The organism is Ensifer sp. ENS11 (assembly GCF_014851895.1).
Classification (GTDB): domain Bacteria; phylum Pseudomonadota; class Alphaproteobacteria; order Rhizobiales; family Rhizobiaceae; genus Ensifer; species Ensifer canadensis.
Window position 1 is genome coordinate 227415 of record NZ_JACVAN010000002.1, and the last position, 23962, is coordinate 251376.

At 61.8% G+C, this 23962-nt stretch carries 23 protein-coding genes; 13 read left to right on the plus strand and 10 right to left on the minus strand.

Features of this window, described 5'->3' with window-relative positions; translation table 11 throughout:
- The 5 genes from IB264_RS05170 to IB264_RS05190 all read right to left on the minus strand — a co-directional run bounded on the left by IB264_RS05170 (position 1) and on the right by IB264_RS05190 (position 7791).
- The gene (locus IB264_RS05170) at positions 1–1386 is read right to left on the minus strand and encodes a virulence factor family protein (protein WP_025426494.1); all 1386 of its coding nucleotides are present in this window, start codon (positions 1384–1386) and stop codon (positions 1–3) included.
- Positions 1383–3992 (minus strand): bifunctional lysylphosphatidylglycerol flippase/synthetase MprF, encoded by a 2610-nt coding sequence (gene mprF / locus IB264_RS05175; protein ID WP_025426493.1) that lies wholly within the window; start codon positions 3990–3992, stop codon positions 1383–1385. The genes IB264_RS05170 and mprF overlap by 4 nt, the downstream gene beginning before the upstream one ends.
- 103 nt (positions 3993–4095) lie before the next feature.
- Positions 4096–4692 (minus strand): NUDIX domain-containing protein, encoded by a 597-nt coding sequence (locus IB264_RS05180; protein ID WP_025426492.1) that lies wholly within the window; start codon positions 4690–4692, stop codon positions 4096–4098.
- A gap of 48 nt (positions 4693–4740) precedes the next feature.
- Entirely contained in the window at positions 4741–5634 is an 894-nt protein-coding gene (locus tag IB264_RS05185; protein WP_025426491.1) for a cation diffusion facilitator family transporter, read from the minus strand.
- Between the two features lie 21 nt (positions 5635–5655).
- Entirely contained in the window at positions 5656–7791 is a 2136-nt protein-coding gene (locus IB264_RS05190; RefSeq protein WP_025426490.1) for a molybdopterin-dependent oxidoreductase, read from the minus strand.
- Between the two features lie 69 nt (positions 7792–7860).
- Here IB264_RS05190 and IB264_RS05195 point away from each other — a divergent pair, with 69 nt between their 5' ends.
- From IB264_RS05195 to IB264_RS05210, 4 genes are all read left to right on the plus strand, one after another.
- On the plus strand, positions 7861–8733 hold the full coding sequence (locus IB264_RS05195; protein WP_025426489.1) for a 23S rRNA (adenine(2030)-N(6))-methyltransferase RlmJ: 873 nt from the start codon (positions 7861–7863) through the stop codon (positions 8731–8733).
- Positions 8734–8780: 47 nt separating this feature from the next.
- Positions 8781–9227 (plus strand): hypothetical protein, encoded by a 447-nt coding sequence (locus tag IB264_RS05200; RefSeq protein WP_025426488.1) that lies wholly within the window; start codon positions 8781–8783, stop codon positions 9225–9227.
- A 2-nt stretch (positions 9228–9229) separates the two neighbouring features.
- Positions 9230–9946: a ribonuclease T(2) gene (locus tag IB264_RS05205; protein ID WP_051509200.1), complete on the plus strand. Its 717-nt coding sequence runs from the start codon at positions 9230–9232 to the stop codon at positions 9944–9946.
- A gap of 106 nt (positions 9947–10052) precedes the next feature.
- The gene (locus IB264_RS05210; RefSeq protein ID WP_025426486.1) at positions 10053–10643 is read left to right on the plus strand and encodes a glutathione S-transferase; all 591 of its coding nucleotides are present in this window, start codon (positions 10053–10055) and stop codon (positions 10641–10643) included.
- 50 nt (positions 10644–10693) lie between these two features.
- Here the strand turns inward: IB264_RS05210 and IB264_RS05215 are convergent, their stop codons facing one another.
- The gene (locus IB264_RS05215) at positions 10694–11332 is read right to left on the minus strand and encodes an outer membrane protein (RefSeq protein WP_025426485.1); all 639 of its coding nucleotides are present in this window, start codon (positions 11330–11332) and stop codon (positions 10694–10696) included.
- A 364-nt stretch (positions 11333–11696) separates the two neighbouring features.
- Between IB264_RS05215 and IB264_RS05220 the strand changes: the two genes are divergently transcribed.
- The 5 genes from IB264_RS05220 (at position 11697) to IB264_RS05240 (ending at position 16026) form a co-directional block, all read left to right on the plus strand.
- Positions 11697–12461, plus strand: a complete 765-nt coding sequence (locus IB264_RS05220) for an SDR family oxidoreductase (RefSeq protein WP_025426484.1) — start codon at positions 11697–11699, stop codon at positions 12459–12461.
- Positions 12458–14482: an excinuclease ABC subunit UvrC gene (gene uvrC / locus IB264_RS05225; RefSeq protein ID WP_025426483.1), complete on the plus strand. Its 2025-nt coding sequence runs from the start codon at positions 12458–12460 to the stop codon at positions 14480–14482. Before IB264_RS05220 ends, uvrC begins: the two co-directional genes overlap by 4 nt.
- A gap of 230 nt (positions 14483–14712) precedes the next feature.
- A complete protein-coding gene (pgsA, locus tag IB264_RS05230) occupies positions 14713–15300 on the plus strand; it encodes a CDP-diacylglycerol--glycerol-3-phosphate 3-phosphatidyltransferase (RefSeq protein ID WP_025426482.1) in 588 nt (195 codons plus the stop codon).
- The gene (gene moaD / locus IB264_RS05235; RefSeq protein ID WP_025426481.1) at positions 15297–15557 is read left to right on the plus strand and encodes a molybdopterin converting factor subunit 1; all 261 of its coding nucleotides are present in this window, start codon (positions 15297–15299) and stop codon (positions 15555–15557) included. Before pgsA ends, moaD begins: the two co-directional genes overlap by 4 nt.
- A gap of 4 nt (positions 15558–15561) precedes the next feature.
- Positions 15562–16026, plus strand: a complete 465-nt coding sequence (locus IB264_RS05240; RefSeq protein WP_025426480.1) for a molybdenum cofactor biosynthesis protein MoaE — start codon at positions 15562–15564, stop codon at positions 16024–16026.
- Positions 16027–16028: 2 nt separating this feature from the next.
- On the opposite strand, the gene IB264_RS05245 is transcribed toward IB264_RS05240, so the two are convergent.
- The gene (locus IB264_RS05245) at positions 16029–16925 is read right to left on the minus strand and encodes a branched-chain amino acid ABC transporter permease (RefSeq protein WP_025426479.1); all 897 of its coding nucleotides are present in this window, start codon (positions 16923–16925) and stop codon (positions 16029–16031) included.
- Between the two features lie 68 nt (positions 16926–16993).
- On the opposite strand from IB264_RS05245, the gene IB264_RS05250 reads away from it, so the two are divergent.
- Both IB264_RS05250 and IB264_RS05255 read left to right on the plus strand, forming a co-directional pair.
- The gene (locus IB264_RS05250; protein ID WP_025426478.1) at positions 16994–17551 is read left to right on the plus strand and encodes a CGNR zinc finger domain-containing protein; all 558 of its coding nucleotides are present in this window, start codon (positions 16994–16996) and stop codon (positions 17549–17551) included.
- Positions 17548–18060 (plus strand): hypothetical protein, encoded by a 513-nt coding sequence (locus tag IB264_RS05255; protein WP_038575989.1) that lies wholly within the window; start codon positions 17548–17550, stop codon positions 18058–18060. Before IB264_RS05250 ends, IB264_RS05255 begins: the two co-directional genes overlap by 4 nt.
- 75 nt (positions 18061–18135) lie before the next feature.
- Here IB264_RS05255 and ndk read toward each other — a convergent pair whose 3' ends face one another.
- Both ndk and IB264_RS05265 read right to left on the minus strand, forming a co-directional pair.
- The gene (ndk, locus tag IB264_RS05260; protein WP_025426476.1) at positions 18136–18558 is read right to left on the minus strand and encodes a nucleoside-diphosphate kinase; all 423 of its coding nucleotides are present in this window, start codon (positions 18556–18558) and stop codon (positions 18136–18138) included.
- A gap of 103 nt (positions 18559–18661) precedes the next feature.
- Complete coding sequence (locus IB264_RS05265; RefSeq protein ID WP_025426475.1) at positions 18662–19351, minus strand: glutathione S-transferase family protein; 690 nt, start codon at positions 19349–19351, stop codon at positions 18662–18664.
- 141 nt (positions 19352–19492) lie between these two features.
- Here IB264_RS05265 and IB264_RS05270 point away from each other — a divergent pair, with 141 nt between their 5' ends.
- Positions 19493–20005, plus strand: a complete 513-nt coding sequence (locus IB264_RS05270) for a DinB family protein (RefSeq protein WP_025426474.1) — start codon at positions 19493–19495, stop codon at positions 20003–20005.
- Here IB264_RS05270 and IB264_RS05275 read toward each other — a convergent pair.
- Positions 19946–22591 (minus strand): AMP-binding protein, encoded by a 2646-nt coding sequence (locus IB264_RS05275; protein WP_373688500.1) that lies wholly within the window; start codon positions 22589–22591, stop codon positions 19946–19948. The two genes, IB264_RS05270 and IB264_RS05275, sit on opposite strands and share 60 nt — an antisense overlap.
- 269 nt (positions 22592–22860) lie before the next feature.
- On the opposite strand from IB264_RS05275, the gene IB264_RS05280 reads away from it, so the two are divergent.
- Complete coding sequence (locus IB264_RS05280) at positions 22861–23946, plus strand: GGDEF domain-containing protein (RefSeq protein ID WP_025426472.1); 1086 nt, start codon at positions 22861–22863, stop codon at positions 23944–23946.
- The last annotated feature ends 16 nt before the right edge of the window (positions 23947–23962 follow it).

The window sequence follows — 23962 nt, forward strand, 5'->3', positions numbered from 1 at the left end:
CTACTTTGCCGAAGCCAACCGCCGGTCGAGCGCGTCGAGCACACGCCGGGTCAAGGCGGGATAGTCCTCGTCGAAATGGTGACCGCCTTCGATCGCGACGACATCGACGCCCGCGCCCTTCAGGTCAGGGCAGGCGTCGTCTTCTTCCTCGGTGCCGTGAATGCACTGCACCAAAGAGGGGTCGATGTGCTTGATATCGTCGAGCGGATCGCCGCCATCGCCCTGCCCGGCCGCGCCGAGCCAGCCAAGCACCGAAATCTTGTAGTCGACCTGATGCGATAGCGCCATCAGCGTGACCTGCCGCACATGGGCGCGCTCTGCGGGCGGGAGCAGATTGAAAGTGCGTGGCAGGATATCGGCACCGAAGGAGTAACCGATCAAGAGAACATTGCGGACGTTCCAGCGCTTGCGATAGTAGCTCATCACCTTGGCGAGATCGTCGGCCGTCGCCTGCGGTTCGCGCTCGGACCAGAAATAACGCAGAGAATCGATGCCGACGACAGGGACACCTTGCTGCTGCAGGACGTCTCCGACCTGCTTGTCGATATCGCGCCAGCCGCCATCGCCGGAATAGATCACCGCCATGGTGTCGCGTGTCGGCTTGGTATCGAGCACCGTCAGGGGCAAGCCGAATGGATTGTCTGCCGCGCTCTCGCTGTCGATCAGATCCGTCAGATGACCTGATAGCGCCGCATAGGCTTCGTCGTCGCTGTCTTCCTGCGTGATATCAGGGTGTTTTTCGATGAGTTTAGCCACATGGCTTCGGCCGTCGTCGGATGCCGTCGGCGTAAAGACGACGGAGATCGGGTCCGGCAGGGCACCGTCCGTCAGGCCGTACACCATGCGATCGGCCTTCAAGGTCTTCTCCGCCGGCGTGCAGAGCTGCTTCGTCAGCGCAACGCCTTCCTCCGGATCGACCGCAAGCGTCTGGCCGATGGTCGCAGCCGGCGTCTGTGCGGCGATGGCCAGCGCCATGGCCCCGCCCGCTCCGACCCCGGCCACAATCGGCGGGAGGTAGGCATCGCTCTTGAGGACGCGCTGGACCTGCTGGCTCAACGCTTCGATATCCGACACCGTGTAGATGCAGTCGCCGTCGTCCTTGGCGAGCGAGGCAAGATAGGCCTTGAGGTCGATACCGATGACGACCGCCTTGTCGTCGACAAGGGCGCGAGCGACCGCATCTTCCTTGTCGCTCCAGCCATCCGCATTGGACAGCAGAACAACAAGGGCGGATGCCTTGTCCTTCGGGACGAGGATATGGGGTGCCGGGATCATGCCGGTGTCGTAGGTCGCCGCCGTCTCCTGCCCTAAAGCCGGTGCAACCGTCGCGATGGCGAGAAGGGCGGCACCTGCCAGAGGCTTCCAGATCATCGGGATCCGCATCATTTCTTCATCACTCCCTTGAGGCCGCCGCCGATCAGGAATGTTACATCCATCAAGGCAAGGATCGGATTGATGCCGCCGCTCGCCACGAGATAGCGCGGCTGCCAATGGGGGTGGAACTTCGACTTGAAGGCGCGAAGTCCCTTGAAATTGTAGAAGCGTTCGCCGTGCTCGAAGAAGGTTCGCCCTGCCCGATCCCAGACCGGCGCGATCTGGCGCGAGGACATACCAGACAGCGGCGCCATGCCAAGATTGAAGGTCCGGTACCCCTCGGCCTTCAGATATTCCATCACCTTCGCGAACAGGAAATCCATCGATCCCTTGGGGGCATCCGGCGAGAAGCGCATGAGATCGACGGTGCCTTCCTGCTTGGTTGCCGTCACCAGGATATTGGCGAAGGCGACGATCCGTCCCTCGTAGGTGAGGATCGCGACCGGCTGTTCGGCCAGATACTCAGGATCGAAAGCCCCAAGCGAAAAACCCTTTTCCTTGGCATTGTGATGGGCAAGCCATGCATCGGAAATCGCCGTCAATTCGCCCATGATCGCCGGAACGTCTGCTGGAGCCACCATTTTGAACTCCAGCCCGTCGCGCTGGGCGCGGCTGACCTGCTGGCGCAGATTGGCCCACTTGCCGCCCTTCATCTCGAAACGGGCGAGATCGACATGGGCGAGCTCGCCGAGCCTGAAGGCGCGAAGTCCCGCATCGGCATAGTAGGCGAGCCCAAGTGGCGAAACCTGATAGAACACCGCGCGGCAGCCGCTGGCGCGGGCCCTCTCGAAGAACTGCCAGATCAGTTCCGGCCAGGCATCGACCGGCCCCACCGGGTCGAACAGCGCGATCCACGAGCGGGCGCGCTGGCCATACATGATGAAGGCGCGACCATCGGCGGAAAACATCAGGCTCTTGTCTCCCATGCGCACCAGATTGGCATCGGACATGTCCTGCGCCTCGACGATCGCCAATGCCCGCTCCATGGCATCGTCGGTTGCCGGCTCCGCGCCTGAGGCCGCCGGGCGCATCAGGCTCCAGATGGCAACAGCGCTGGCGCCGATCGTCACACCCAGAAGCGCACGCAGGCCGCGCGGCGCCTCGGCAGAGAATTCGAACTGCCACCAGAGTTCATGGCTGTATTCGACGTCGCGATAGACGAACAGCAGGACGACCAGCCCACCCAGGCAGATCACCCCGAGTGCCGTCAACCACGGCAGCGTCAGCGCCTGGCCGAAGAGCGAAGCCGGCCGAACAAACAGACGGCGGCTGGCGAGGAGACCGACGAGAAAGAAGGCAAGCATGCCGGCCTCGACCAGCGCGATCGCCTTGATCAGCGAAAGCAGCAGTGCGGCAACGGCGATTGCGACCGACGCCCACCAGGCGCCATCGAGCCGCTGTGCGAGCCCGCGCGAGACGATGACGAGCGCAAGGCCGAGCAAGCTTGCCAGAAAGTGCGCGCCCTCGACGATCGGCAGCGGCAGCAGACCCTCGAGGAAGGCGAGATTCTCATCCGGCGTCGGCGTGACGCTCGACAGCACCAGCATGATCGCCAGCACGATGCCGAGTGTTGCCAGGAGAAGCGGCGTGATACGGCCGCCGATACGGCGCACGCTGGAGGCGACGGGATGGCCGGAAAGCTGACGAAGCTCGGTGCCGATGACAACCGCGATCGCGATCAGCAGCGGCAGCACGTGATAAATGACACGGTAGAGAACCAGCGCACCGAGGATCGTGTCGACATCGGCGCTGTGACCGAGCGTGGCGATGATGATCGTCTCGAAGACGCCGAGCCCGGCCGGAACATGGCTGAGAACGCCGATACCGACGGCAAGCGAATAGATCGCCAGGAAGGCGGGCCAACCGATTGTGCCCGCCGGAAGCAGCACGTAGAGCACCGTCGCCGATGCCGCCAGATCCAGCGCCGTGACGAGGAACTGGCGCGAGGAGGTGCGCGAATCCGGCAGGCGCAGTGTGAAGCGCCCGAGGCTGACCTCATGACCGTCACGCGCCTTGACGAAGACAGCGAGCACGACGCCGAGAATGGCAACCGCGATCATCCGCAGCCAGAAGGGGTTAAGACCCGTCAAGGGCGCCACATATTCGCCGACGCCGAGCAGGCTCAGGCACGTGACCGTCAAAAGCCCAAGGCCGAAGGCGAGCGTCACGAAGGCGATGATCCGGGCGATGTTTTCCGGCTCGATGCCCAGCCGCGAATAGGACCGGTAGCGGATGGCGCCGCCACTCAAGGCGCCAAAGCCGGCCGTGTTGCCGACCGCATAGGCGCAGGCCGCCGTCAACGCGACATCGGCATAGGGCAGCTTGCGCCTGACGTAATCAAGCGCGCCGACATCGTAGAAGGTGAGCGCGAAAAAGCTCAAGGCGGTGAAGAACACCGCCGCGGCGACAGAGGTCCAGCTGGTATCTGCAAGCGCCTGGACCACGTCGCCGTACTGCACTTCGGAGGTCAGATGAAAGATCGCCAACCCGAAGAGGGCGATCACCAGCAATGTCGCAAGTGCCTGCAGATAGCGCCGGTTACGGCGCAGAAAGGGTCTCCATCCTACCTCGATCTGCTGATCGTCGTTGGCTGCACGTTCCGTAAGGGAGGACGTCATGGGTTGCCCATGTCATTGATGAAGACATCAGCGCTGTAGCCTACCCGAGAACGATCAAAAAGTGAAATATCCGTAATGTATTGTTCTCTTATAAAACAAGGTCTTATGCCGTGAGCTTGCCGCGGTTCAGCTGGGCCCACTGCAGCAGCATGATGGTTTTGGCATCGCAGATCTCGCCGGTCGCGATCATGGCGACCGCTTCATCAAAGGGAATTTCGAGAACCTCGATATCCTCGCCCTCATGCGCCAGGCCGCCGCCATCACCGGCCTTTTCTGTGACATCAACAAGCCCAACGAAGAAGCTGGTGCGCTCGGTGAGCGCGCCGGGGCTCATATAGGCATCGAAGAGGTGAGTGGCCTTGTCGACATGGTAGCCGGTCTCCTCCAGCACCTCACGGCAGATCGCGACTTCAGGCGTATCGTCGTCGAGCAGGCCGGCCGGCGCTTCGATCATATAGGCGGGATCGCCCTGCAGCAGCACCGGCACGCGCAGCTGGCGGACGAGCACGACGCTCTCACGCCTCGGATCGAACAGCAGGATGGTCGCGGCGCTGCCGTGATCATGCACTTCACGCGTGAGCGTCGCCGTGCCGCCGCCTGACATGTCCTGCTCAAGGGTGATTTCTTCCAGATGAATGAAACCGTCCGAGAGCGTGCGCCGCTCGATGATCCTGACACGGGGATCGTGGTGGTTCGTCATGGCGGGGTCCTTGGTCGGGAGAGGAAAGGATGTGGTCGCAGTCGACCGTCAGTGAATGTGTTCCGAAGGGGCGCAGCTTTCGCGTTCCATCTGCAAGGTCGTGTGGTGCAGGTCGAACTCGTCGCGCAACCGTTGTTCGATCGCACGCCGCACCGTCTCGCCGTCGGCCTCTTCCGCCAGAACGACATGCGCCGTCAGCGACGGCTGGCTCTGGGTGATCGCCCAGAGATGCAGATCATGCACCGAGGCAACGTCGGGCACGGTCGTGATTGCCGCATGGATATCGGCCAGGCGCATGCCAGGCGGCACGCCTTCCAGCAGAATGTTGACGCAGTCCTTCAGCAGCACCCAGGTGCGCGGAAAAACCATGAAGCCGATACCAACGGCGAGCAACGAATCGACCCATTGCCAGCCGGTAAACCAGATGATCGCCGCGCCTGTTATCACCGCCAGCGACCCGAGCATGTCCGACCAGACCTCGAGATAGGCGCCCTTGACGTTGAGGCTCTCGTCCTTGTGGCTGGTCAGAAGCCGCATGGAGATCAGGTTGACGACAAGACCGATGACGGCAATCAGCAGCATGCCGCCCGACTGGATTTCCTGCGGCAGCGACAGGCGCTGCCAGGCCTCGTAGAGAATGTAAAAGGCGACGGCGAGCAGCAGCAGGGCGTTGAAGGCCGCCGCGAGAATCTCGAAGCGGGCATAGCCGTAGGTGCGCAGCAGATCCGACGGCCGGCGGCCGACATGGATGGCGACCAGCGCGATGGCCAATGCCGCCGCGTCGGTCAGCATATGCATCGCATCCGAGATCAGCGCCAGGCTGCCGGTCAGAATGCCGCCGACGACCTCGGCCAGCATGAAGCCGCCCGTCAGCCCGAGCGCACCCCAGAGACGCGAGACTGGCGTGTTGCTGACATCCGCATGTTGATGGTCGCCGCTCATGAAGGCATCCGGTGGCTAGAGTCAGGGTGCCGGTTTCACCCAGACCCTGTTGTCATGGAAAGCCGCGCCGCCATAGGGCGCAACTGCATCGGCGCCAGTAAGCACATTGATGCCCTCCCCGTCGAGATGGGCGCCGTTCGGCCACAGGCCTTCAGCGATCACCACACCGCGCCGCGCGCCGCCGCCGACCACCACATGCAGGCGCACTTCGCCGCGTTGGTTGCCGAGCTTGACGATATCACCGTCGCCGACGCCAAGTGAGGCGGCGTCATCCGCATGCATCATTACCATCGGGCGGACTTCCTTCTGGATCGACGACGGGGTCTCGGCGAAGGTCGAATTGAGGAAAGAGCGCGCCGGCGAGGTAGCGAGACGGAAGGGGTGTTTCGCATCCGTGACCTCGATCAGGTCGACATGATCAGGGAACTCAGGCAGTGCCGCATGCGGCCCCTGCAGACCCATCGACTTCGGGGGACGGTTCGGCGCCGGCGTGCCGGTCCAGTCCGCCTTGAAGCGGAATTTGCCGTCGGGATGACCGAAGCCCTTGAGATAATGCGCGTCCTCGAACGCCGGCTGACAGTCGAGCCACTTCTCGCGCTTCATCTCGTCATAGCCGATGCCGTAGTTGGCAAGCAGCCGGTCGATATGCTGGCGCTCGCTCAACCCAAAGCCGGCATGATCGGCGACGCCGAGGCGCCTCGCCAGTTCCTCAATGACGAAGAGATTGGTGCGCACGGTCGATGGCGGCTCCACCACCTTCGGCCCAATCAGGATGTGTTGATGGCCGCCGCCGCGATAAAGGTCGTCATGTTCCAGGAACATCGTCGCCGGCAGCACGACATCCGCAAGCTGCGCCGTGTCGGTCATGAACTGTTCGTGCACCGCGACAAACAGGTCGTCCCGCAGGAACCCGCGTTTCACCAGCCTTTGTTCCGGGGCGACGTTCACCGGATTGGTGTTCTGGATCAACATCGCCGTCACCGGGCCGCCATGGCGCAGCGCCTCGGCATCGCCGGTCAGCACCCGCCCGATCTGCGACTGGTCGAGCATGCGCACATCAGGATCGTGGAATGCGGTGCCGACAAGCTCACGCTTGTCGAGCTTGAAGATGTCGTTGTTGGAATGAAACGCCCCGCCGCCTTCGTGCTTCCACGATCCAAGAACCGTGGCAACGGAGGCGGCTGCATGGATCGCCACCGATCCGTTGCGCTGGCGGGTAAAGCCGTAACCGAGGCGGAAAAAGCTCTTCGGCGTCGTGCCGACGAGTTTCGCGAACGCCTCGATCTCCTGGACGGACAGACCGGTGATCGCCGACGCCCATTCGGGGCTGCGCGACTTCAGATGCGTTTCGAGCCCGGTCGGGTCATCGGCGAATTCGGCCATGTAGGCGCGGTCGGCATAACCGTCGCGGAAGGCGACATGCATCACCGCGCAGGCGAGCGCCGCATCCGTGCCCGGTCTCAGCACCAGGCCCATATCGGCCTGCTTGACCGTGGGATTGTCGTAGATGTCGATGACGACGATCTTGGCGCCGCGATCCTTGCGGGCCTTCACCGCGTGGGTCATGACGTTGACCTGGGTGGCGACCGCGTTTGTCCCCCAGATCACCACGCAGTCGGACTTCGCCATCTCGCGCGGGTCGGGGCCGCGCAGCGAGCCGGTTGCCATCGAGAAACCGGTCCAGGCCATATTGGTGCAGATCGAGCCGAAGAAGCCGGAATAGCGCTTGGCGTGGCGCAACCTGTCGATGGAATCGCGTTGCACTTGCCCCATGGTACCGGCGTAGAAATAGGGCCAGATGGCTTCGGCCCCATGCTTCTGCTCGGCCCTGACGAACTGGTCGGCGATCTCGTCGAGTGCCGCCTCCCAGGAAATCTCCTGCCAGTTGCCGCTGCCCTTCGCTCCGGCGCGCCGCTGTGGCACCATCAGCCGGTCAGGATGATAGATGCGCTCGGAATAGCGCGCGACCTTGGCGCAGATGACGCCAGCGGTGTATGTGTTGGCGGCGGCACCGCGCACGCGGCCGATGCGGCCTTCGGCCGTCAGGTCCACTTCCAGCGCGCAAGCCGAGGGACAGTCGTGCGGACAGACGGAGTGGCCGATCGACTTTTCTGCTTTGATGGGGGTCGCAACGTTCATGGCTTTTCTATATGGCATCGACAATCGGGCTCAAAGAGCCAAACGCGCATCCATCGAAACAATTGATCACAGCCATCGGCGGCCCTCATGAACTATCGGCATATCTATCACGCGGGCAATTTCGCCGATGTTCTCAAGCATGCGGTGCTGGCACGGCTCGTCACCTATCTCCAGCAAAAGGAGAAGGCGTTCCGGGTTCTCGACACCCATGCCGGCATCGGTCTCTACGATCTGTCGAGCGAAGAAGCGCAGAAGACCGGCGAGTGGCGCGACGGCATCGGCCGGCTGCTCGAGGGTGATCTGCCAGCGCCGGTCGCAGCTATTCTCGAACCCTATCTGGCGACCGTTCGCGAGCTCAACACCGGTTCGGAGCTGACGCGTTATCCCGGCTCTCCGAAGCTGGTTCGCATGCTTTTTCGCCCGCAGGACCGTCTGTCGGCGATGGAATTGCACCCTGATGACTACGAGACGCTGCACCGGCTCTTCGACGGCGACTTCCAGAGCCGGATCACCGAGCTTGACGGCTGGCTGGCGCTTGGCGCTCACCTGCCGCCCAAGGAAAAGCGCGGCCTCATCCTGGTCGACCCGCCCTTCGAGATCGAGGGAGAATACGAACGGCTCGCCGACGGCCTCGCCAGGGGTTATCGACGCTTTGCCGGCGGCACCTTCTGCCTGTGGTACCCCCTGAAGAAGAATGCGCCGATCAAGGCCTTCCATGAGGCACTCAAGGCGCTCAACATCCCGAAAATGCTCTGCGCCGAGCTTGCCGTGCGCAGCGACCGCGACACCACGGGATTGTCGGGTTCGGGCCTGATCATCGTCAACCCACCCTTCACGCTCAAGAGTGAACTCGACGTGCTGTTGCCCTTCTTGAAAACCCGGCTCGGACAAGACCGTTTCGCTTCGGCACGCTGCTTCTGGCTGCGTGGGGAAGAAGCAGCAACTCGGGGCCTTGACTGAAAGGCTCTTAAAGCCGCAATCTTGCGAGACGATCCAGGGAGACGCCCATGACTCGCAAGCTCGCCGCAACGCTTCTGGCCTCGCTTTCCTTCGCCGCCACGACAGCGCCCGCCGCTTCGGCGGCCGACTATCTCGGGACCTACCGCGACCAGCCGACGTCCTATAGCGCGGGCGTCTGTGGCGACGCCTCGGTTCTCGGCTTCATCACCTCGCGGTTCGAATACAAGGCGGCGAACTATCTGCACGCCAATCTCTCGATCGCCGAGATCCGCAACATGGGCCAGAACCGGCTGGAACTACGCGACTACACGCACCGCGTCGAGCGCGAGTATTGCCGCGCGACTGCCGTCATGACGGATGGCGACCAGCGGCCGCTCTATTATCTCATCGAGCGCAACTGGGGCTTTGCCGGCATCGGCCGGAGCATCGAGTTCTGCGTCGGCGGCCTCGATCCCTGGTATGTCTACGGCGCACATTGCGCTTCGCTTCGCTGACCATGCCGAGGTATTGCCGACAGCGCCGGCTCCTGCCGGCGCTTTTCGTTGTGTTGGCACTTGTCGGCTGCAGCGAAGACAGCGCCGAGAAGAAGCCGCCATTGCAAACTGCAGGCCACACAAAAACGGATGTCGCCCTCCCCGTCGGCCAGGGCTTTGATTTCTACGTCCTCTCACTCTCTTGGTCGCCGACTTGGTGCGATGACAACGACCCATCAGGCAAAATCGGACAGTGCAAGATCGGCAGCAACCGCGGGCTGATCGTACATGGGCTGTGGCCGCAGGATGAGCGAGGGTACCCCGATTTCTGCCCGAGGCGCCAATCCGATCGTGTGCCGGAAGCGCTCGGCCGCCAGTATCTCGATCTCATTCCTTCGATGGGGCTGATCGGCCATCAATGGCGCAAACATGGCACCTGCTCGGGCCTCAGCCAGCAGGACTATTTCGCCGTGACACGTGCAGCGCGCGAGCGCGTTGCATTGCCGGCGGAACTCGGTGCTGCGCGTCGCGAAAATTCGATGTCCGTCAGCGCCATCGAGGCCGCGTTCGTGGCCAGAAATCCGGGCATGACGACAAACGCCGTCGCTGTTACCTGCGAGGGCAAGCGGCTGGAGGAAATCAGGATCTGCTTCGACAAGGCGCTGAGCTTCCGGCCCTGCCCCGAAGTGGATCGCCAGGCCTGCCGAAGAGACACCGTGACACTGCCTCCAGCATCCTAGGCCGATACCTTGCCAATGGGTGCGGGAGCCGCTCCTATGTTTTGAAACTGCGTGTGGCCTTCCGTACTCGATTTCGGGCGGTGCGCGCGAAAGTGAAAGATGCTCGATGAGAATACTCTACTCGCCCACATCCCCCTACTCCAACAAGGTCCGCATGGCCGCGCATTATGCCGGGTTTGCGGTTGAAAGCGTGCTGACCGATACCAATGCCAACTCGCCAGAGCTTATCGGCAGCAATCCGCTCGGCAAGATTCCGACGCTGATTACCGGCGATGGCAAGTCTATCTACGACAGCCGCACGATCATGCACTTCATCGACCGGGGAACGAAAGGCAAGCTCTACCCGAAGAATGCCGGCAAGCGCTTGGATATCGAAATCCTCGAGGCGCTGTGTGACGGCATTTGTGACTGCCTGCTGGCGATCGTCTACGAGAAGCGCATCCACCCGCCGGAAAAGGTCCATCAGCCCTGGATCGACATGCAATGGACGAAGATCGAACGCGGCCTCGACCATCTGAACGAAAACCTACCCAAGACCGGAGCCAAGCTGCATGCGGGGCATTTCGCGCTCGCGGCACTGCTGCGCTACATTGAGCTGCGCTTCAGCGGCGAATGGCAGCGGGGTCGCGCCAAGCTCAAGAACTGGCCGGCGAAGTTCGAAAAGCACTTTCCGGATTATTCCAAATTCAAAGCATAAAAAAAGGCCGGGTCACCCCGGCCTTCTTTCTTTGATCCGGCAGAAGCCGATCAGAACTTCACACCCATACCGACGCGAACGCTCTGCTCATCGTAACCGGTCGAGACGCTCGTACCGCCCATATGGAAGTCCTTCGAGCCGTAGTCCGTGTAGCGATACTCAACGCGGGCGGTGATGTTGTCCGTCACGAAGGTTTCGGCACCAGCACCAGCCGTCCATCCGACCATGGTCTTGTCGTCGGCGCCAGCCTGAGTTCTAACTTTGGCGTTACCGACGGCGAGACCGGCCGTGCCGTAAACCAGGACCGGGTTCAGATCGACACCGACGCGGCCGCGGATCGAGCCGTTCACACCTTGCGTAACGCTGCGGTTGCTGGAATGAGAATCGTTGCCGGCGTAGCCGATATCGGCTTCACCACCGTAAACCATTTGGCCGCTCTGAACGTTGTAGCCGCCATAGAGGCCGCCGCCAAATCCAACCGCGGGGTTGTTGCCGGTCGCGTCGGCTTCGCCATGGCGCCAATCAACGGTACCACCGACATAAGCGCCCGACCAGTTCTTCGCAGCCGGCTCGGTGTATTCAGCCGCCGGAGCCGCCGGAACTTCGTCGATCGCGTCTGCAGCGTGGGCGGCCTGGAAGGCGATGAGGGATACGGCCGAAGCCATGAGGGTGGTGGTGAACGTACGCATAAATATTCTCCTTTACGAACCGATGCCTCGAGGGTTGGGATCCCGCAATGAAACATCGGACAACTTTCAATTAACCCGCCCGGTTGAGCTGAAATTGGCCAGCAAATGAGGATTCACAAGAGCCAAAATGTGAAATTTTGGTGGCACAATCACGCCCAAAGTTTGATGTTGCTTTCACGCCACAGGAGTTTTATTAACCATCTTTCAAGATTAACGAAAGATATACTATATGGCTTCAAAATAATACAATTTACGCGAATTCCATTAATTTTTGCGAAATGAATCGTCAGGGAGAGTTTCAGGGCGGCGTTTCTTGCCTATATCTTCGTCCGCTGGCGCGAAGATTCGAAAAGCGGGATGAAACGTGAAGAAATCACTGAAGGCGGCACTCGTAACCGGTGGCGCCAAACGGATCGGCAAGGCTATAGTTGAAGACCTCGCGGCGCACGGCTTCGCGGTCGCAATCCACGCCAATGGCTCGCTCGATGAGGCGGAGGCGCTTGCGGCTTCGCTTGTCAAAACCGGGGTCGCAGCCGTTGCCGTGAAGGCGGACCTTACCGACACACAGGAAACCTTGGCGCTGATGGCGCAAGCCAACGAAGCGCTCGGACCGATCGACCTGATCGTCAACAATGCCTCGCTGTTCAAGAAGGATAGCCTCGACGCTTTCGACGAAGCCGTCTGGGACCGGCATTTCGCCCTGCATGTAAAAGCACCCTCCCTGCTCGCCCGCGATTTTGCCCGCCAGCTGCCACGCGGCGTCTCCGGCCTCGTCGTCAATGTGATCGACCAGCGCGTCTGGTCTCCAAACCCGCGTTTTTATTCCTATATGTTGTCCAAGTCCGCACTGTGGACGGCAACACAAACGATGGCTCAGGCACTTGCGCCGGATATTCGCGTCAACGGCATCGGCCCCGGGCCGACACTGCCGAACGAGCGGCAGGATCCTCGCGATTTCCAGGCTCAGGTCGATGCGGTGATCCTCAAGCGCGGTCCGGCGCTCGGCGAATTCGGGCGGACGATCCGATTCCTTTTCGACACGCCGTCGATTACCGGACAGATGATCGCGCTGGATGGCGGCCAGCACCTCGCCTGGGAAACGCCTGATATCAGGGAGATAGTGGAATGAACGGACGCGTGCCGACTGACGGCGGCATCCTTTATGACGGCAATGACATCGAAGACGACGACGACCTGATCGAGGCGCCTGAAGGCGTGCCCGCAGGCCCGGCGATCGAGTGGGCGGAGAATCGCAACGAGGTCGTGGGCCTCAAGGGCGCCGAACTGATCCAGGCCTTCGTCAAGCGGCTGCCGAACGGCCCTGGCGTCTATCGCATGTTCAATGAGGCCGGCGACGTCCTTTATGTCGGCAAGGCACGCAGCCTGAAGAAGCGCGTCGGCAACTACGCCCAGGGGCGCGGCCACTCCAACCGTATTTCGCGGATGATTCGCGAAACGGCGAACATGGAGTTCGTCACCACCCGCACGGAGATCGAGGCGCTTCTGCTTGAAGCCAACCTGATCAAGCGGCTCCGGCCGCGTTTCAACGTGCTTCTGCGCGACGACAAGTCCTTTCCCTATATTCTGGTCACCGGCGACAGCCGTGCGCCCGCCCTTTACAAACATCGCGGCGCACGCAGCCGAAAGGGCGATTATTTCGGCCCCTTCGCATCGGCGGGCGCCGTCGGACGCACGATCAACTCGCTGCAGCGCGCCTTTCTGTTGAGAACTTGCACCGACAGTGTGTTCGAGACACGCACGCGTCCTTGTCTTCTGCACCAGATCAAGCGCTGTTCGGCGCCCTGCACGGGCGAAATCAGCAATGAGGGTTATGCCGAACTTGTGCGCGAGGCCAAGGACTTCCTCTCCGGCAAGAGCCAGGCGGTGAAAGCGACGATTGCGGCGGCGATGGGCGAGGCTGCGGAAAACCTCGACTTCGAACGTGCCGCACTTTATCGCGACCGGCTCGCAGCACTCAGCCACGTTCAAAGCCACCAGGGCATCAACCCGGCCGGCGTCGAAGAGGCGGACGTCTTTGCGATCCACCACGAGGGCGGAACCTCCTGCATCCAGGTGTTCTTCTTCCGCACCGGGCAGAACTGGGGCAACCGCGCCTATTTCCCGAAGGCGGACCCATCGCTGCCGACGGCAGAGGTGCTTTCGGCCTTCCTCGCGCAGTTCTACGACGACAAGCCCTGTCCGCGGCAGATCCTGCTGTGCGAGGCAGTCGAGGAGCAGGAACTGCTCGGCCAGGCGCTCAGCGAAAAGTCGGGCTACAAGGTGTCGATCCAGGTGCCTCAACGCGGCGAAAAGAAGGATCTTGTTGATCACGCGCTTGCCAACGCCCGCGAGGCGCATGGCCGCAAGTTGGCTGAAACCGCGTCGCAGTCGCGACTGCTCGAAGGTTTTGCCGAAACGTTCAAGCTCGAACGCGCCCCACGGCGGATCGAGATCTACGACAACTCCCACATCATGGGCACCAATGCCGTCGGCGGCATGGTGGTCGCCGGCCCTGAAGGTTTCGTCAAAGGCCAGTATCGCAAGTTCAACATCAAATCGACCGACATCACGCCCGGCGACGACTTCGGCATGATGCGCGAGGTGATGACCCGCCGCTTCTCGCGCCTGCTCAAGGAAGAAGGCAAACCGGACCGGACTGCCGAGGTCGCCGAAGATGCAGCCTTCCCGGCCTGGCCGGACGTCATCCTGATCGACGGCGGCCAGGGACAGATGACGGCTGTCCGCACGATCCTGAGGGAATTGGATGTCGAAGACTGCGTGACGGCGATCGGCGTCGCCAAGGGTGTCGACCGCGACGCCGGGCGCGAGCGTTTCTTCGCGCTCGGGCGCGACAGCTTCACCCTGCCGCCGCGAGATCCGGTGCTCTATTTCATCCAGCGCCTACGGGACGAGGCGCACCGTTTTGCCATCGGCTCCCACCGCGCGCGGCGCAAGAAGGAGATGGTCAAGAACCCGCTCGACGAGATTGCCGGTATCGGGCCGACGCGCAAGCGAGCATTGCTCACCCATTTCGGTACCGCCAAGGCCGTTTCCCGCGCCGGCATGAACGACCTGATGGCGGTCAACGGCATTTCCGAAGCGGTCGCCCGGCTGGTCTACGAGCATTTCCATGAGGACGCGGCAAAATGACCGTTGCAGCGCAGCATGTCGAAGAGGACACGCGGAAGACGCTGTAATGGTTCAACCTTGCCGCATCGTTTCGCCCCCCGATCGATACCGATTTAAGGAATTATGCAGTGGCAATTCACCGGGCGTTCAGGTGAGATGCGCCAATTATGACAACCTTCGCACAATGATTTGTTGACCTGAGGGTCGCAAAGTCATTCTGTACCTCCGAGGAAGACAGAGAACCCGAATCCATGCCCACGCCCGTCGCCTACAGCATCCCCAACCTGCTCACCTATTTCCGAATCCTGATCGTGCCGCTGATCGTGCTCTGCTTCTTCGTCGAAGGCCGGCTGCACAGTTCGGATTTTGCGCGCTGGACGGCGGTCACTCTCTTTGCCATCGCCTCGATCACCGACTTCTTCGACGGTTATCTCGCCCGCATCTGGAAGCAGACCTCGAACATCGGCAAGATGCTCGATCCGATCGCCGACAAGCTGCTGGTCGCCTCGATCCTGCTGCTCGTTGCCGCCGACGGCACGATTGCCGGCTGGTCGATCTGGGCCGCCATCATCATTCTGTGCCGCGAGATCCTCGTTTCGGGTCTGCGCGAGTATCTGGCAGCGCTGAAGGTCAGCGTCCCGGTTACCCGCATCGCCAAGTGGAAGACGACGATCCAGATGGTGGCGATCGTCTTCCTGCTGGCCGGCCCCGCTGGCGACAAGATCCTGCCCTATACGACCGAGGCCGGTATCGTTCTGCTGTGGATTGCCGCGGCGATCACGCTCTACAGCGGTTACGACTATTTCCGCGCCGGCCTGAAACATGTGGTCAACGAATGAGCACCGTCAATCTCATCTACTTCTCTTGGGTGCGCGAACGCATTGGCAAGGGTGAGGAAACGCTGGAAGTCCCGGCCGACGTCGTCACCATTGCCGATTTGCTTGCGCATCTGAAAACCCTTGGGGAAGAATACGAGACGGCGCTCGAGCACCAGAACGTCATCCGCGCAGCGATCAACCAGGAGCATGTCGAGCATGGCGAACCGATCGCCGGCGCGCGCGAGATCGCTCTCTTCCCGCCGATGACCGGTGGCTGACGCCATGGGCGCGGCCGTCACCGTGCGCGTGCAGCGCGAGGACTTCGATCTTTCGGCCGAGGTTTCCAAGCTCTCTTCCGGCCGCCCTGACATCGGGGCGGTTGTGACGTTTTCGGGCCTCTGCCGCGACGAAGCGGGCACGCTGACCGCTCTCGAGTTAGAGCATTATCCTGGAATGGCCGAAGCCGAAATCGAACGCATCTGCAGGCTGGCGGTCGAACGCTTCGGGCTGCAAGCGGCAACGGCGATCCATCGCTACGGCAAGATCAATCCCGGCGAAAACATCGTGCTGGTGATCACCGCCTCGCCGCACCGGCAGGCGGCTTTCGATGGCGCCAACTTCATCATGGATTTCCTCAAGACCTCCGCTCCCTTCTGGAAGAAGGAGCACTCGAGCGACGGAACGGCCGGCGGTTGGGTCAGCGCCAAGGATGCCGACGACACGGCGCGTGATCGCTGGAAACGCTGACATCAGGGGATGATTTTCTCCTGCCGCGTCACCGCGAGCACGATGACGAGGAAGCCGAAGATCGCGAAATCCCGCCAGAGGATCGGGCCATACGCGCCCCAGAGCGTTTCGAGCAGGCCGATCGCTGCTGCACCGAGCGCGGCACAAAGCGGCGAGGTCTGGCCGCCGATCGCCGCGATGAACAGCACCTTGACCCCGAAGGTTAGCCCGGTGCCGAAATCCATGTTGCCATAGTAGGACGCGGCCAGGATGCCACAGCAGGCGGCGATCAGCGACGCGGCGCCATAGGCGGCGATATAGACACGCGCCGCATCGATGCCGCACAGGGCAGCAGCGCCACGATCCTCTGACACCGCTCGCCACGACCGCCCGGCGCGACTATGCGCCAGAAACCAGTGACCGCTCGCGACCAGCGCCACCATCAACAGCGTGTTGAGCAACTGGATCACCGTCAGCGTCACCGGGAACTTGGCATCGGACCAGAAGACGATGTTGCCGTTCAGAAACGGTGGCAGCCACAGGCTCTTCGTTTCCGACGCCAGCCGCGCGGTCTCCATCAGCACCAGAAGACAGCCAAGCGACGCGACGACGACAGTGTTGGCCGACGAGAATGCAAGCGGGCGCATCACATAGCGCCCGGCGACAAGCCCTGCCCCGACGCCGAGTGTGAGGCCCGCTGCGGCGCCGAGGCCGAGCGCTACCGGCAGCACCAGCCACAGTTGGTTCCAGCCGAAATTGGCAAACAGCACGAACATCTGGCCGGCGAAGGCAAAGAGAGCACCGTAGGTGAGATCGGCCCGGCGGGTCACGGCAAAGGCGATGGCATAGCCGAATGCCAGCGCAGCATAGAGCGCGGCGATAGGGACGGCATTGGCGATCTGCTGCAGGAAATAGAGCATGGCGCATCCGGGAGCGTGACAACATCAATATAACTGGTAAAATCACATTTACCAGTTAGGATTTGTTCATGACCTTCACCTGGACCGCACACCGATTTGCCGGCGGCGCGCTGGCGCTGGATGTCGCCAACTCCGTCATCCTGCGCTTTGATCCCGCGAGGCGGATCGATCGCTTTGCCGACGTCCCGGCGCTCGACGGCTTCGCCGGAGCCGCCAACCGGTTCTGCGCCGAGAGCCAACGCTTTGGCACGCTGTTGCCCGTTGCCGAGCCGAACCGCACCAGGCTCTTGACGTTGCGCGAGGCAACGGATCGGCATTTTCGGGCGCAGGCGGAGGCCGAGCAGCGGGTAGACTTGATGGCCGACCTGCTCGAGGCGATCGCCGCGGTGTTGCGTGGTGCCGGCAACGGTGGAGACGCCGTCGCGCTCGACACCGCTACGGCCCATTCCGCACTCAGCCTCGTCGCCAATCCCGAACCCGATCGGCTGAAGATCTGCCCCAATTGCGGCTGGCTATTTCTGGACAGGAGCCGCAACCGCAGCCGGACCTGGTGCGACATGGCCGTCTGCGGCAACCGCAGCAAGGCCAAGCGTCACTATCGCCGCAGCAAGGAGGAGGCACAATGATAATACGGACGATTGCAACGCTTGCGGCCATGATGACGGTGATGCTGATCGCCGGCTGCCAACGGGAGACCGGCCCCGATCCGCTAAAGCTGACTGGCAAGATGTTCATCTTCAACTACCGCCTCGCCTATGCCGTCTACACGATCACGCTCCAGAAGACGGAGCCCGTGCCCGAGGGTAGCATTGTCATCGCGACATTCGAGAACCCGGTGGGCGGCGAGTCGCTCAAGGTGACGCGCAAGCTCTTTCCAAAGCTCGACAGAGTGGTGCTGGAAAGTCCCGATCTGACTTGTGTGAAAAAGGAAAGGCCCTATGCGGTGACGATCGAGGTGAAAGGACCTGCGGGCGAAACGCTGCAGAAACTGGAGACCACCGTCACCTCCGATGTCGACCAAGATATCTTGCCGGCGAAGCCACTGGTCGAGGGTCCGGCATACGACAAGAATCCGGCGGTCTTCCGGGACGGCAAGGCGCCGGAGCATTTTGAAACGGCAAAGTGCCCGATATGAAAAAACCGGAGCGTTTCCGCTCCGGTTCAATCGAGTGATTTCAAGCCGTTATGGCCGGAAATGCAGATATTGAATTCAGCCGACGATTTCGGTGCCGGAGAACCAGTATGCGATTTCTTCAGCAGCCGTTGCCGGAGCGTCCGAACCGTGAACCGAGTTTTCGCCGATCGAAAGGGCGTGAACCTTGCGGATCGTGCCTTCATCAGCGTTTGCCGGGTTGGTGGCGCCCATGATTTCGCGGTTCTTGGCGATGGCGTTTTCGCCTTCGAGAACCTGAACGATGGTCGGGCCCGAAGACATGGACTCGACGAGTTCGCCGAAGAACGGACGTTCCTTGTGAACGGCGTAGAAGCCTTCAGCTTCGCGGCGGCTCATCCAGACGCGCTTGGAAGCAACGACGCGCAGGCCGGCGTCTTCGAGCATCTTGGTGATGGCGCCGGTCAGGTTACGCTTCGTTGCGTCCGGCTTGATCATCGAAAAGGTACGTTCAATCGCCATTGGCTCAATTCCCTTGTTTTCTTGAGAAGTGGCGGTTCATTAGCCGCCAATTCCGCGCAAAACAAGGGGGTTCACTCACGATTCGCCGCGAGCCTTGCGGGTTTCACGCCGCTGTCACAGAGCGGCCGATGCCATCGTGCAGGTCGAGGCAACGCTCGAACCAGTCTGTGACCGGATCGCCTTGGGAAAGCAGGCGTTGCGGCGAAACGATACGCGCCCATTGCAGCGCACCGAAGACGATGTAGTCGGCAAAGAGTGGCCGCTCGCCGCCGAGATAGGGCTGAAACTTCAGCATATGGCGCAGCGGCTCAAGCTTGTCGGAGAAGGTCGCAAGGGCCGCGCCTCCGGTTTCAGCCACCGCTTCGAGCGAAGTGCCGAAGCGCGCCTCGCGACTTTCGCGGAAATAGACCCGATCGACCGGATCGAGCCTGTCGTGAATATCCTTGATGATGATGCGAGCGATTGCCGGATGCAGCGTCGTCTGCGACCAGCCCTCGATGAAGCGGGCCATGGCCATGCCGCCCGGTCCGCCAAACAGCGACGGCCGATCCGGGTAGTTCTCGTCGAGATAGACGGCAATCTCAAAACTGTCCTGTACCAGCCGGTCGCCGTCGCGCAGAAGCGGCACGAGCTTGGTGGCGCCTTCCTCTACCTTGGGGATCTCGGTAAAGCCGATCGGAACGACGTCGAAGTCGAGCCCCTTATGCGCAAGCGACAGCTTGGTCTTCCAGACATGCGGTGAAAAAGGTCGGGCCCTGTCGGCACCGCAAAGCGAATAGAGTTTCCTGCTCACGTGATCTCCCGGCGAAAATTGGATCGTCTCACCTCATTCGACGCCAGACGGATCGAACGATCAAATGATTAAATTTCATGGGTGGCATTCGCCACAGGAATGCGGATCTGCGCTAACTTCGCGACCACGAAGGAGAAACAGATGCTCGATCATTTTCGCATGTTCGCCGACTACAACATCTGGGCCAACCGCCGGCTCTACGCAGCGGCCGCAGAACTTCCGGACAGCGAACTGAGGCAGAGCAAGGGTGCATTCTTCGGGTCAGCGCTTGCGACGCTCAATCATATCCTTGCCGCGGATCGGATCTGGATGAAACGTTTCACCGGCGAAGGCGACGCGCCGACAGCGCTGGATACGATGCTCCATGAAGATCTCGCCAGCCTTACCAGCGCACGCGAACGGGAAGATGCGCGAATGATTGCCTGGATCTACGGGCTCGATGAGGCGCGGTTTGCCGCCACCTTCAATTACACGACGCTGAGCTCACCAGTGATCGTCACGCAGAAGCTCGGGCCAACGCTCGCCCACGTCTTCAATCACCAGACCCATCACCGCGGCCAGGTGCACGCGACGCTGACAGCGCTTGGGCGTCCATCAATTGTGCTGGATCTCGCGTTCTTTTTGTGGACCGAAGGCGAAAAGTGGGCGAACTAAAACAGCCCATCTGGCACTCGGCCGCAGATGATTAAGCGACAGTCCGGGCTTGGGCCTTCCGTTCACAGCCGCCTTGAGCAATTGGCGTTGCAAGAGCCAGGCGGCGAGGCCAAGCGCGATGCCGCCTGCGATCGAGACTGTGGAAAAGAGCACCGTTGGGAGATGCGGCTGCAGCGGCGTCATCAACAGCTCCGGCACGAAACGGTGCAGGATGTAGATATGGAAGCCGGCAGCCGATAGCGGCAGCACCAGCTGCGCTGCCCAGCGCGGAACGCTGACGCGCGGCGCATAGACCAGAGCAACGAGCACGGCGATCAACAGCAGATACTTGATCTTCGTGCCGATCCAGACGCCCTCGTAAAGGCCGAAAAACAGGAAGGCGCCAGCTCCCGCGACCACCAGAAGCAGTCGCTGCAGATGCGTTTCGGCGATCGCGGCGCACCAGCCGATCACAGCGAGATAGAAGATCCATGGCAAGGTGAAGATCTGCCGGTTGCCGATCGGCCAGAGTATCGGCAAGGCCAGCCTGGCGATCAGCGCCACGCCGAGCAACAGCATGCCCATCGCAAAGGGCTGCCGAGCAGCAAGCCGCCGGAAGCGCTGGATCGCGAACAGCGCCACGAAGACCAGCATCATCTGGCAATAGGCTTCGATGAACCAATAGAGGTAGGGCACCATGCCACGGGTCTCCGGATCGGCGAAACCGAAATTGCCGACAAGGAAGATCGATGCCCAGGGGACTTCGCCCCAAACGGCGGCATAGGCGCCGACAATGAGATAATAGGGCACGAGGATCTGCGTGAGTGGTCGCAGAATAGCCAAGCCACCACCGGCCAGAAGCGGCCCCATCTGGAATCGGGCGAGGCTGAAACCGGCAAGGATAACCATGGCAGCCGATCCGCCCGGCAGCGGCCACAGGGTTTCGTGGTGAAGAACGACGAGCAATATAGCCAAGGCACGGATGATCAGATCCATTCCGATCCTTGCCGTCGCCGTTTCTCGCTTTTCCAGCGCCGCAAGTGTTGCGATCGGCATGGCCTCCCACATCTCCGGAGCCTGTCCAAGCGCCTTTTCGAGACCAATCGAGAGCTGCACGAAACGCAGCGAATCTCCGCCGAGCGAGAGGAAGCTATCCTCCGGCTTCACCCGTGCAGGATAGAACACTTGCTGGAAGAGGCTTTCGATACCTTCGCGATCGCCGTGGCCGGCGGCGATCGCCTGCTTTGCTGCAAGGCTCAGGGCACCATAGTCGACTTTGCCCGATGGCAACCTCGGGATTTCCGGCACGTGCGTGGCCATGATGTGGGCAAGTGTCAGGCCGCTCGCGGCAACGAGCAGGCGGCGCACGTCCTCGAGTCGGCCTTCGCCCTGAAAGAAGGCATGCAGCCCTTCGTCATCGCCGACGATTGCCGCCACAACACCGCGCCGCTCGAGCGCGTGCTCGAGGGTATCGTGGCCGATGCGCAGGCCAGCGATCTTGGACATGCGTTTCATGCGTCCAACGATGCGGAAAAGGCCATCGGTTTCGCGGACCGCCAGGTCGCCCGTATGCAGTTCGTCAAGGTCTGCGCCGCGGGCCAGGTCCTGCCGCGACGAGGCGTAGCCCATCATCACATTGGGGCCGCGATAGACAAGTTCGCCGGCGACACCGGCACCGGCAATCGCTCGCCCCTCATCATCCGCGATCGATAGCATGCCACCGGGAATGGCGACGCCGATCCGGTCTTCATTGCCCTTGAGCCGCGCGGGGGGAACATAGGCGATGCGGGCCGTCGCTTCGGTCTGACCGTACATGACGAATAAAGCGGCGCCTTGGGCGCGAAGATGCTCGTCATAGGCACGAACGCGCTCCGGCGCCATACGTCCGCCGGCAACCGTCATGAAACGCAGTTGCGGGAACGCACGGTCGCGAAAGCCGACCTTTTCCAGGAGTTCATAGGAATAGGGCACGCCGGAAAGATTGGTGCAGCCGCTGGCCGCAAGACCGTCAAGGAATCCTGGATCAAGGATCGAGCCGCTGGGAACGTAAAGGCTGGCGCCGACAGTCAGATGGGCGTTCAGCACCGAAAGGCCATAGGAGTAATGCAGCGGCAGGATCAAGCAGCTGCGATCGTCGGCGCCAAGCTCCAGATATTCGGCAATCGAGCGGGCATTGACCGAAACATTGCCAGCCGAAAGCCGCACCGCCTTGCCGCACCCGGTACTGCCAGAGGTCGACAGCAGGAGGCCGAGGTCCGGATGCAACGGCTTGTCACTGCCCCCCAGATGTTCGGTTCGCCAACGGCCGTCGATCCGGCAATAGGCACAGTCCGGTTCGAACATGTCCGTCCAGGCCGCAGTGCCGGCGGCGCGCGGCGCCTGCATGGCAACCACATGTCCGGCCTTAAGCGCTGCGAGATAGGCAATGATGGCATGTTCGGAGAGTTCGGGCTCAAGCTTTATCAGCGCGCGGGTGCGCGGAAAAAGTGCGACCTGACGGTCGACCCTTTCGTGCAGGTCGCGGTAGCTGACGAAACGCCGACCGGGAAGAACCAGAGCGGGACGCTCGCCCCACGCCGCAAGATCCGCGATGAATGAAGGGGGCATTGTCAAACCATCACTCTGCATTCGAGCCTCCCGCCCGATTTAGCAAGGCGGGATATAATTGTTGACAAGCTCCGTCAACTATAAACATGAACTAAAACAGCAACTTTCGACTTTCCGCTCCAATCGGTTGCGCCAGTCCCTCCTGCGGTGGGATTTCGACAACCATACCGGGCAGATCTGGTATCGCGCCTGGTATCTTCAGACTCCCTTAAACGCAGCGCCGCCATAGTGTTTTCGGATCCCATACAGGCATCGAGGACGACCACGGAATGACCAGGCAAGTTGCCGCGAACACCGGCCGATCGCAGACGAAAAGCACCACCATCATTTTGAAGGTGGCGCAATCCATGTCTCAGCTTGGCATCGCGGCACTGCCACGCAACTATGAACTTGTCTATGAAGCCTTGTCCGGCCGGCTACCGCAGCTTTCGCGCGATCTGGCGGCGCTCGGCGCCACGCCGCAGCAGGACGCCCTCGACGAACTCGGCCTCAAGCATCATCTGGTGGCTCACGGGGCACTTGCCGCCGACAGGGCAAGGGCAGCAGCACAGGAGGCCCTGAGCGAACTTGCTCTGCAGCTGAGGCACAGCCTGGCGCAGAAACACGCCTTCAGAAGCCAGCTCGACCGCTTCAAAGACCGCCTGGTCGCCGACCCGGTTGCCGGCCTGTCGGAGTTTGCCGACGACGCAGCGAGGTTGCGGGATGCGGCCGGCCTGCTGATGAATGAAGAACAGGCTTTTCAAACAGCCTTGCAGGTAAGCGCCGAGCGCTTTGCAGCGCTGGAAGGCGAGTTCGCCGAAAGCCGCAAACCGTTGACCCGCGACCCCGCCACCGGCCTGCCCAATCGCCTGGCCCTGGCGGCGCGTTTGAGAACAATGCTGGAAGCCGAAGGCATAACCGAGCCGGTTGCCCTGCTTGTCGTGTCAGTCGAGGGGTTGCGCGGTATCGCCGAGCAGCACGGCGGCAGCGCGGCAGAAAAGGCGCTCGGCAAACTTTCGACGCTGTTTCGCAAGTCGATCAAGAAGAGTGACTTCGTCGCACGCGTCGGCGGCCAGGAATTTGCGTTCCTCTGCAGCGACGTCACAGAGGAGAACGCCGAAGCAATTGCGCAGCGCATCCAGCAATCGGTGGAGGCGCTGCGCGTCGCCCTGCCCGGCCGTGCTTTCACGACCGAAACCCTTTCGCTCTCGGCCGGCATCGCGACGGCCCAGCCGATGGCGACGCCAGCCGACGTCATGCAGCAGGCCGAACTGGCGCTTGCGGCCGCCCGAACGGGATCGCGCTCGGGAATTCTTGCCTATACGCCGGAGCTTGGCGGCAAACGGGCGAAGATCTATTCGCCGCACGCTGCCTAAAGCGCGTCGCGATCTC

Bases quoted from the DNA above. Each gene is read 5' to 3' on its own strand.
- mprF (WP_025426493.1), bottom strand. From the start codon at position 3,992: ATGACGTCCTCCCTTACGGAACGTGCAGCCAACGACGATCAGCAGATC.
- ndk (WP_025426476.1), bottom strand. From the start codon at position 18,558: ATGGCGATTGAACGTACCTTTTCGATGATCAAGCCGGACGCAACGAAG.
- IB264_RS05190 (WP_025426490.1), bottom strand. From the start codon at position 7,791: ATGCCATATAGAAAAGCCATGAACGTTGCGACCCCCATCAAAGCAGAA.
- IB264_RS05215 (WP_025426485.1), bottom strand. From the start codon at position 11,332: ATGCGTACGTTCACCACCACCCTCATGGCTTCGGCCGTATCCCTCATC.
- IB264_RS05245 (WP_025426479.1), bottom strand. From the start codon at position 16,925: ATGCTCTATTTCCTGCAGCAGATCGCCAATGCCGTCCCTATCGCCGCG.
- pgsA (WP_025426482.1), top strand. From the start codon at position 14,713: ATGCCCACGCCCGTCGCCTACAGCATCCCCAACCTGCTCACCTATTTC.
- IB264_RS05180 (WP_025426492.1), bottom strand. From the start codon at position 4,692: ATGACGAACCACCACGATCCCCGTGTCAGGATCATCGAGCGGCGCACG.
- IB264_RS05255 (WP_038575989.1), top strand. From the start codon at position 17,548: ATGATAATACGGACGATTGCAACGCTTGCGGCCATGATGACGGTGATG.
- IB264_RS05185 (WP_025426491.1), bottom strand. From the start codon at position 5,634: ATGAGCGGCGACCATCAACATGCGGATGTCAGCAACACGCCAGTCTCG.
- IB264_RS05250 (WP_025426478.1), top strand. From the start codon at position 16,994: ATGACCTTCACCTGGACCGCACACCGATTTGCCGGCGGCGCGCTGGCG.
- IB264_RS05195 (WP_025426489.1), top strand. From the start codon at position 7,861: ATGAACTATCGGCATATCTATCACGCGGGCAATTTCGCCGATGTTCTC.
- IB264_RS05200 (WP_025426488.1), top strand. From the start codon at position 8,781: ATGACTCGCAAGCTCGCCGCAACGCTTCTGGCCTCGCTTTCCTTCGCC.
- IB264_RS05275 (WP_373688500.1), bottom strand. From the start codon at position 22,591: ATGCCCCCTTCATTCATCGCGGATCTTGCGGCGTGGGGCGAGCGTCCC.
- IB264_RS05270 (WP_025426474.1), top strand. From the start codon at position 19,493: ATGCTCGATCATTTTCGCATGTTCGCCGACTACAACATCTGGGCCAAC.
- IB264_RS05170 (WP_025426494.1), bottom strand. From the start codon at position 1,386: ATGATGCGGATCCCGATGATCTGGAAGCCTCTGGCAGGTGCCGCCCTT.
- IB264_RS05280 (WP_025426472.1), top strand. From the start codon at position 22,861: ATGACCAGGCAAGTTGCCGCGAACACCGGCCGATCGCAGACGAAAAGC.
- IB264_RS05210 (WP_025426486.1), top strand. From the start codon at position 10,053: ATGAGAATACTCTACTCGCCCACATCCCCCTACTCCAACAAGGTCCGC.
- moaD (WP_025426481.1), top strand. From the start codon at position 15,297: ATGAGCACCGTCAATCTCATCTACTTCTCTTGGGTGCGCGAACGCATT.
- IB264_RS05240 (WP_025426480.1), top strand. From the start codon at position 15,562: ATGGGCGCGGCCGTCACCGTGCGCGTGCAGCGCGAGGACTTCGATCTT.
- uvrC (WP_025426483.1), top strand. From the start codon at position 12,458: ATGAACGGACGCGTGCCGACTGACGGCGGCATCCTTTATGACGGCAAT.
- IB264_RS05205 (WP_051509200.1), top strand. From the start codon at position 9,230: ATGCCGAGGTATTGCCGACAGCGCCGGCTCCTGCCGGCGCTTTTCGTT.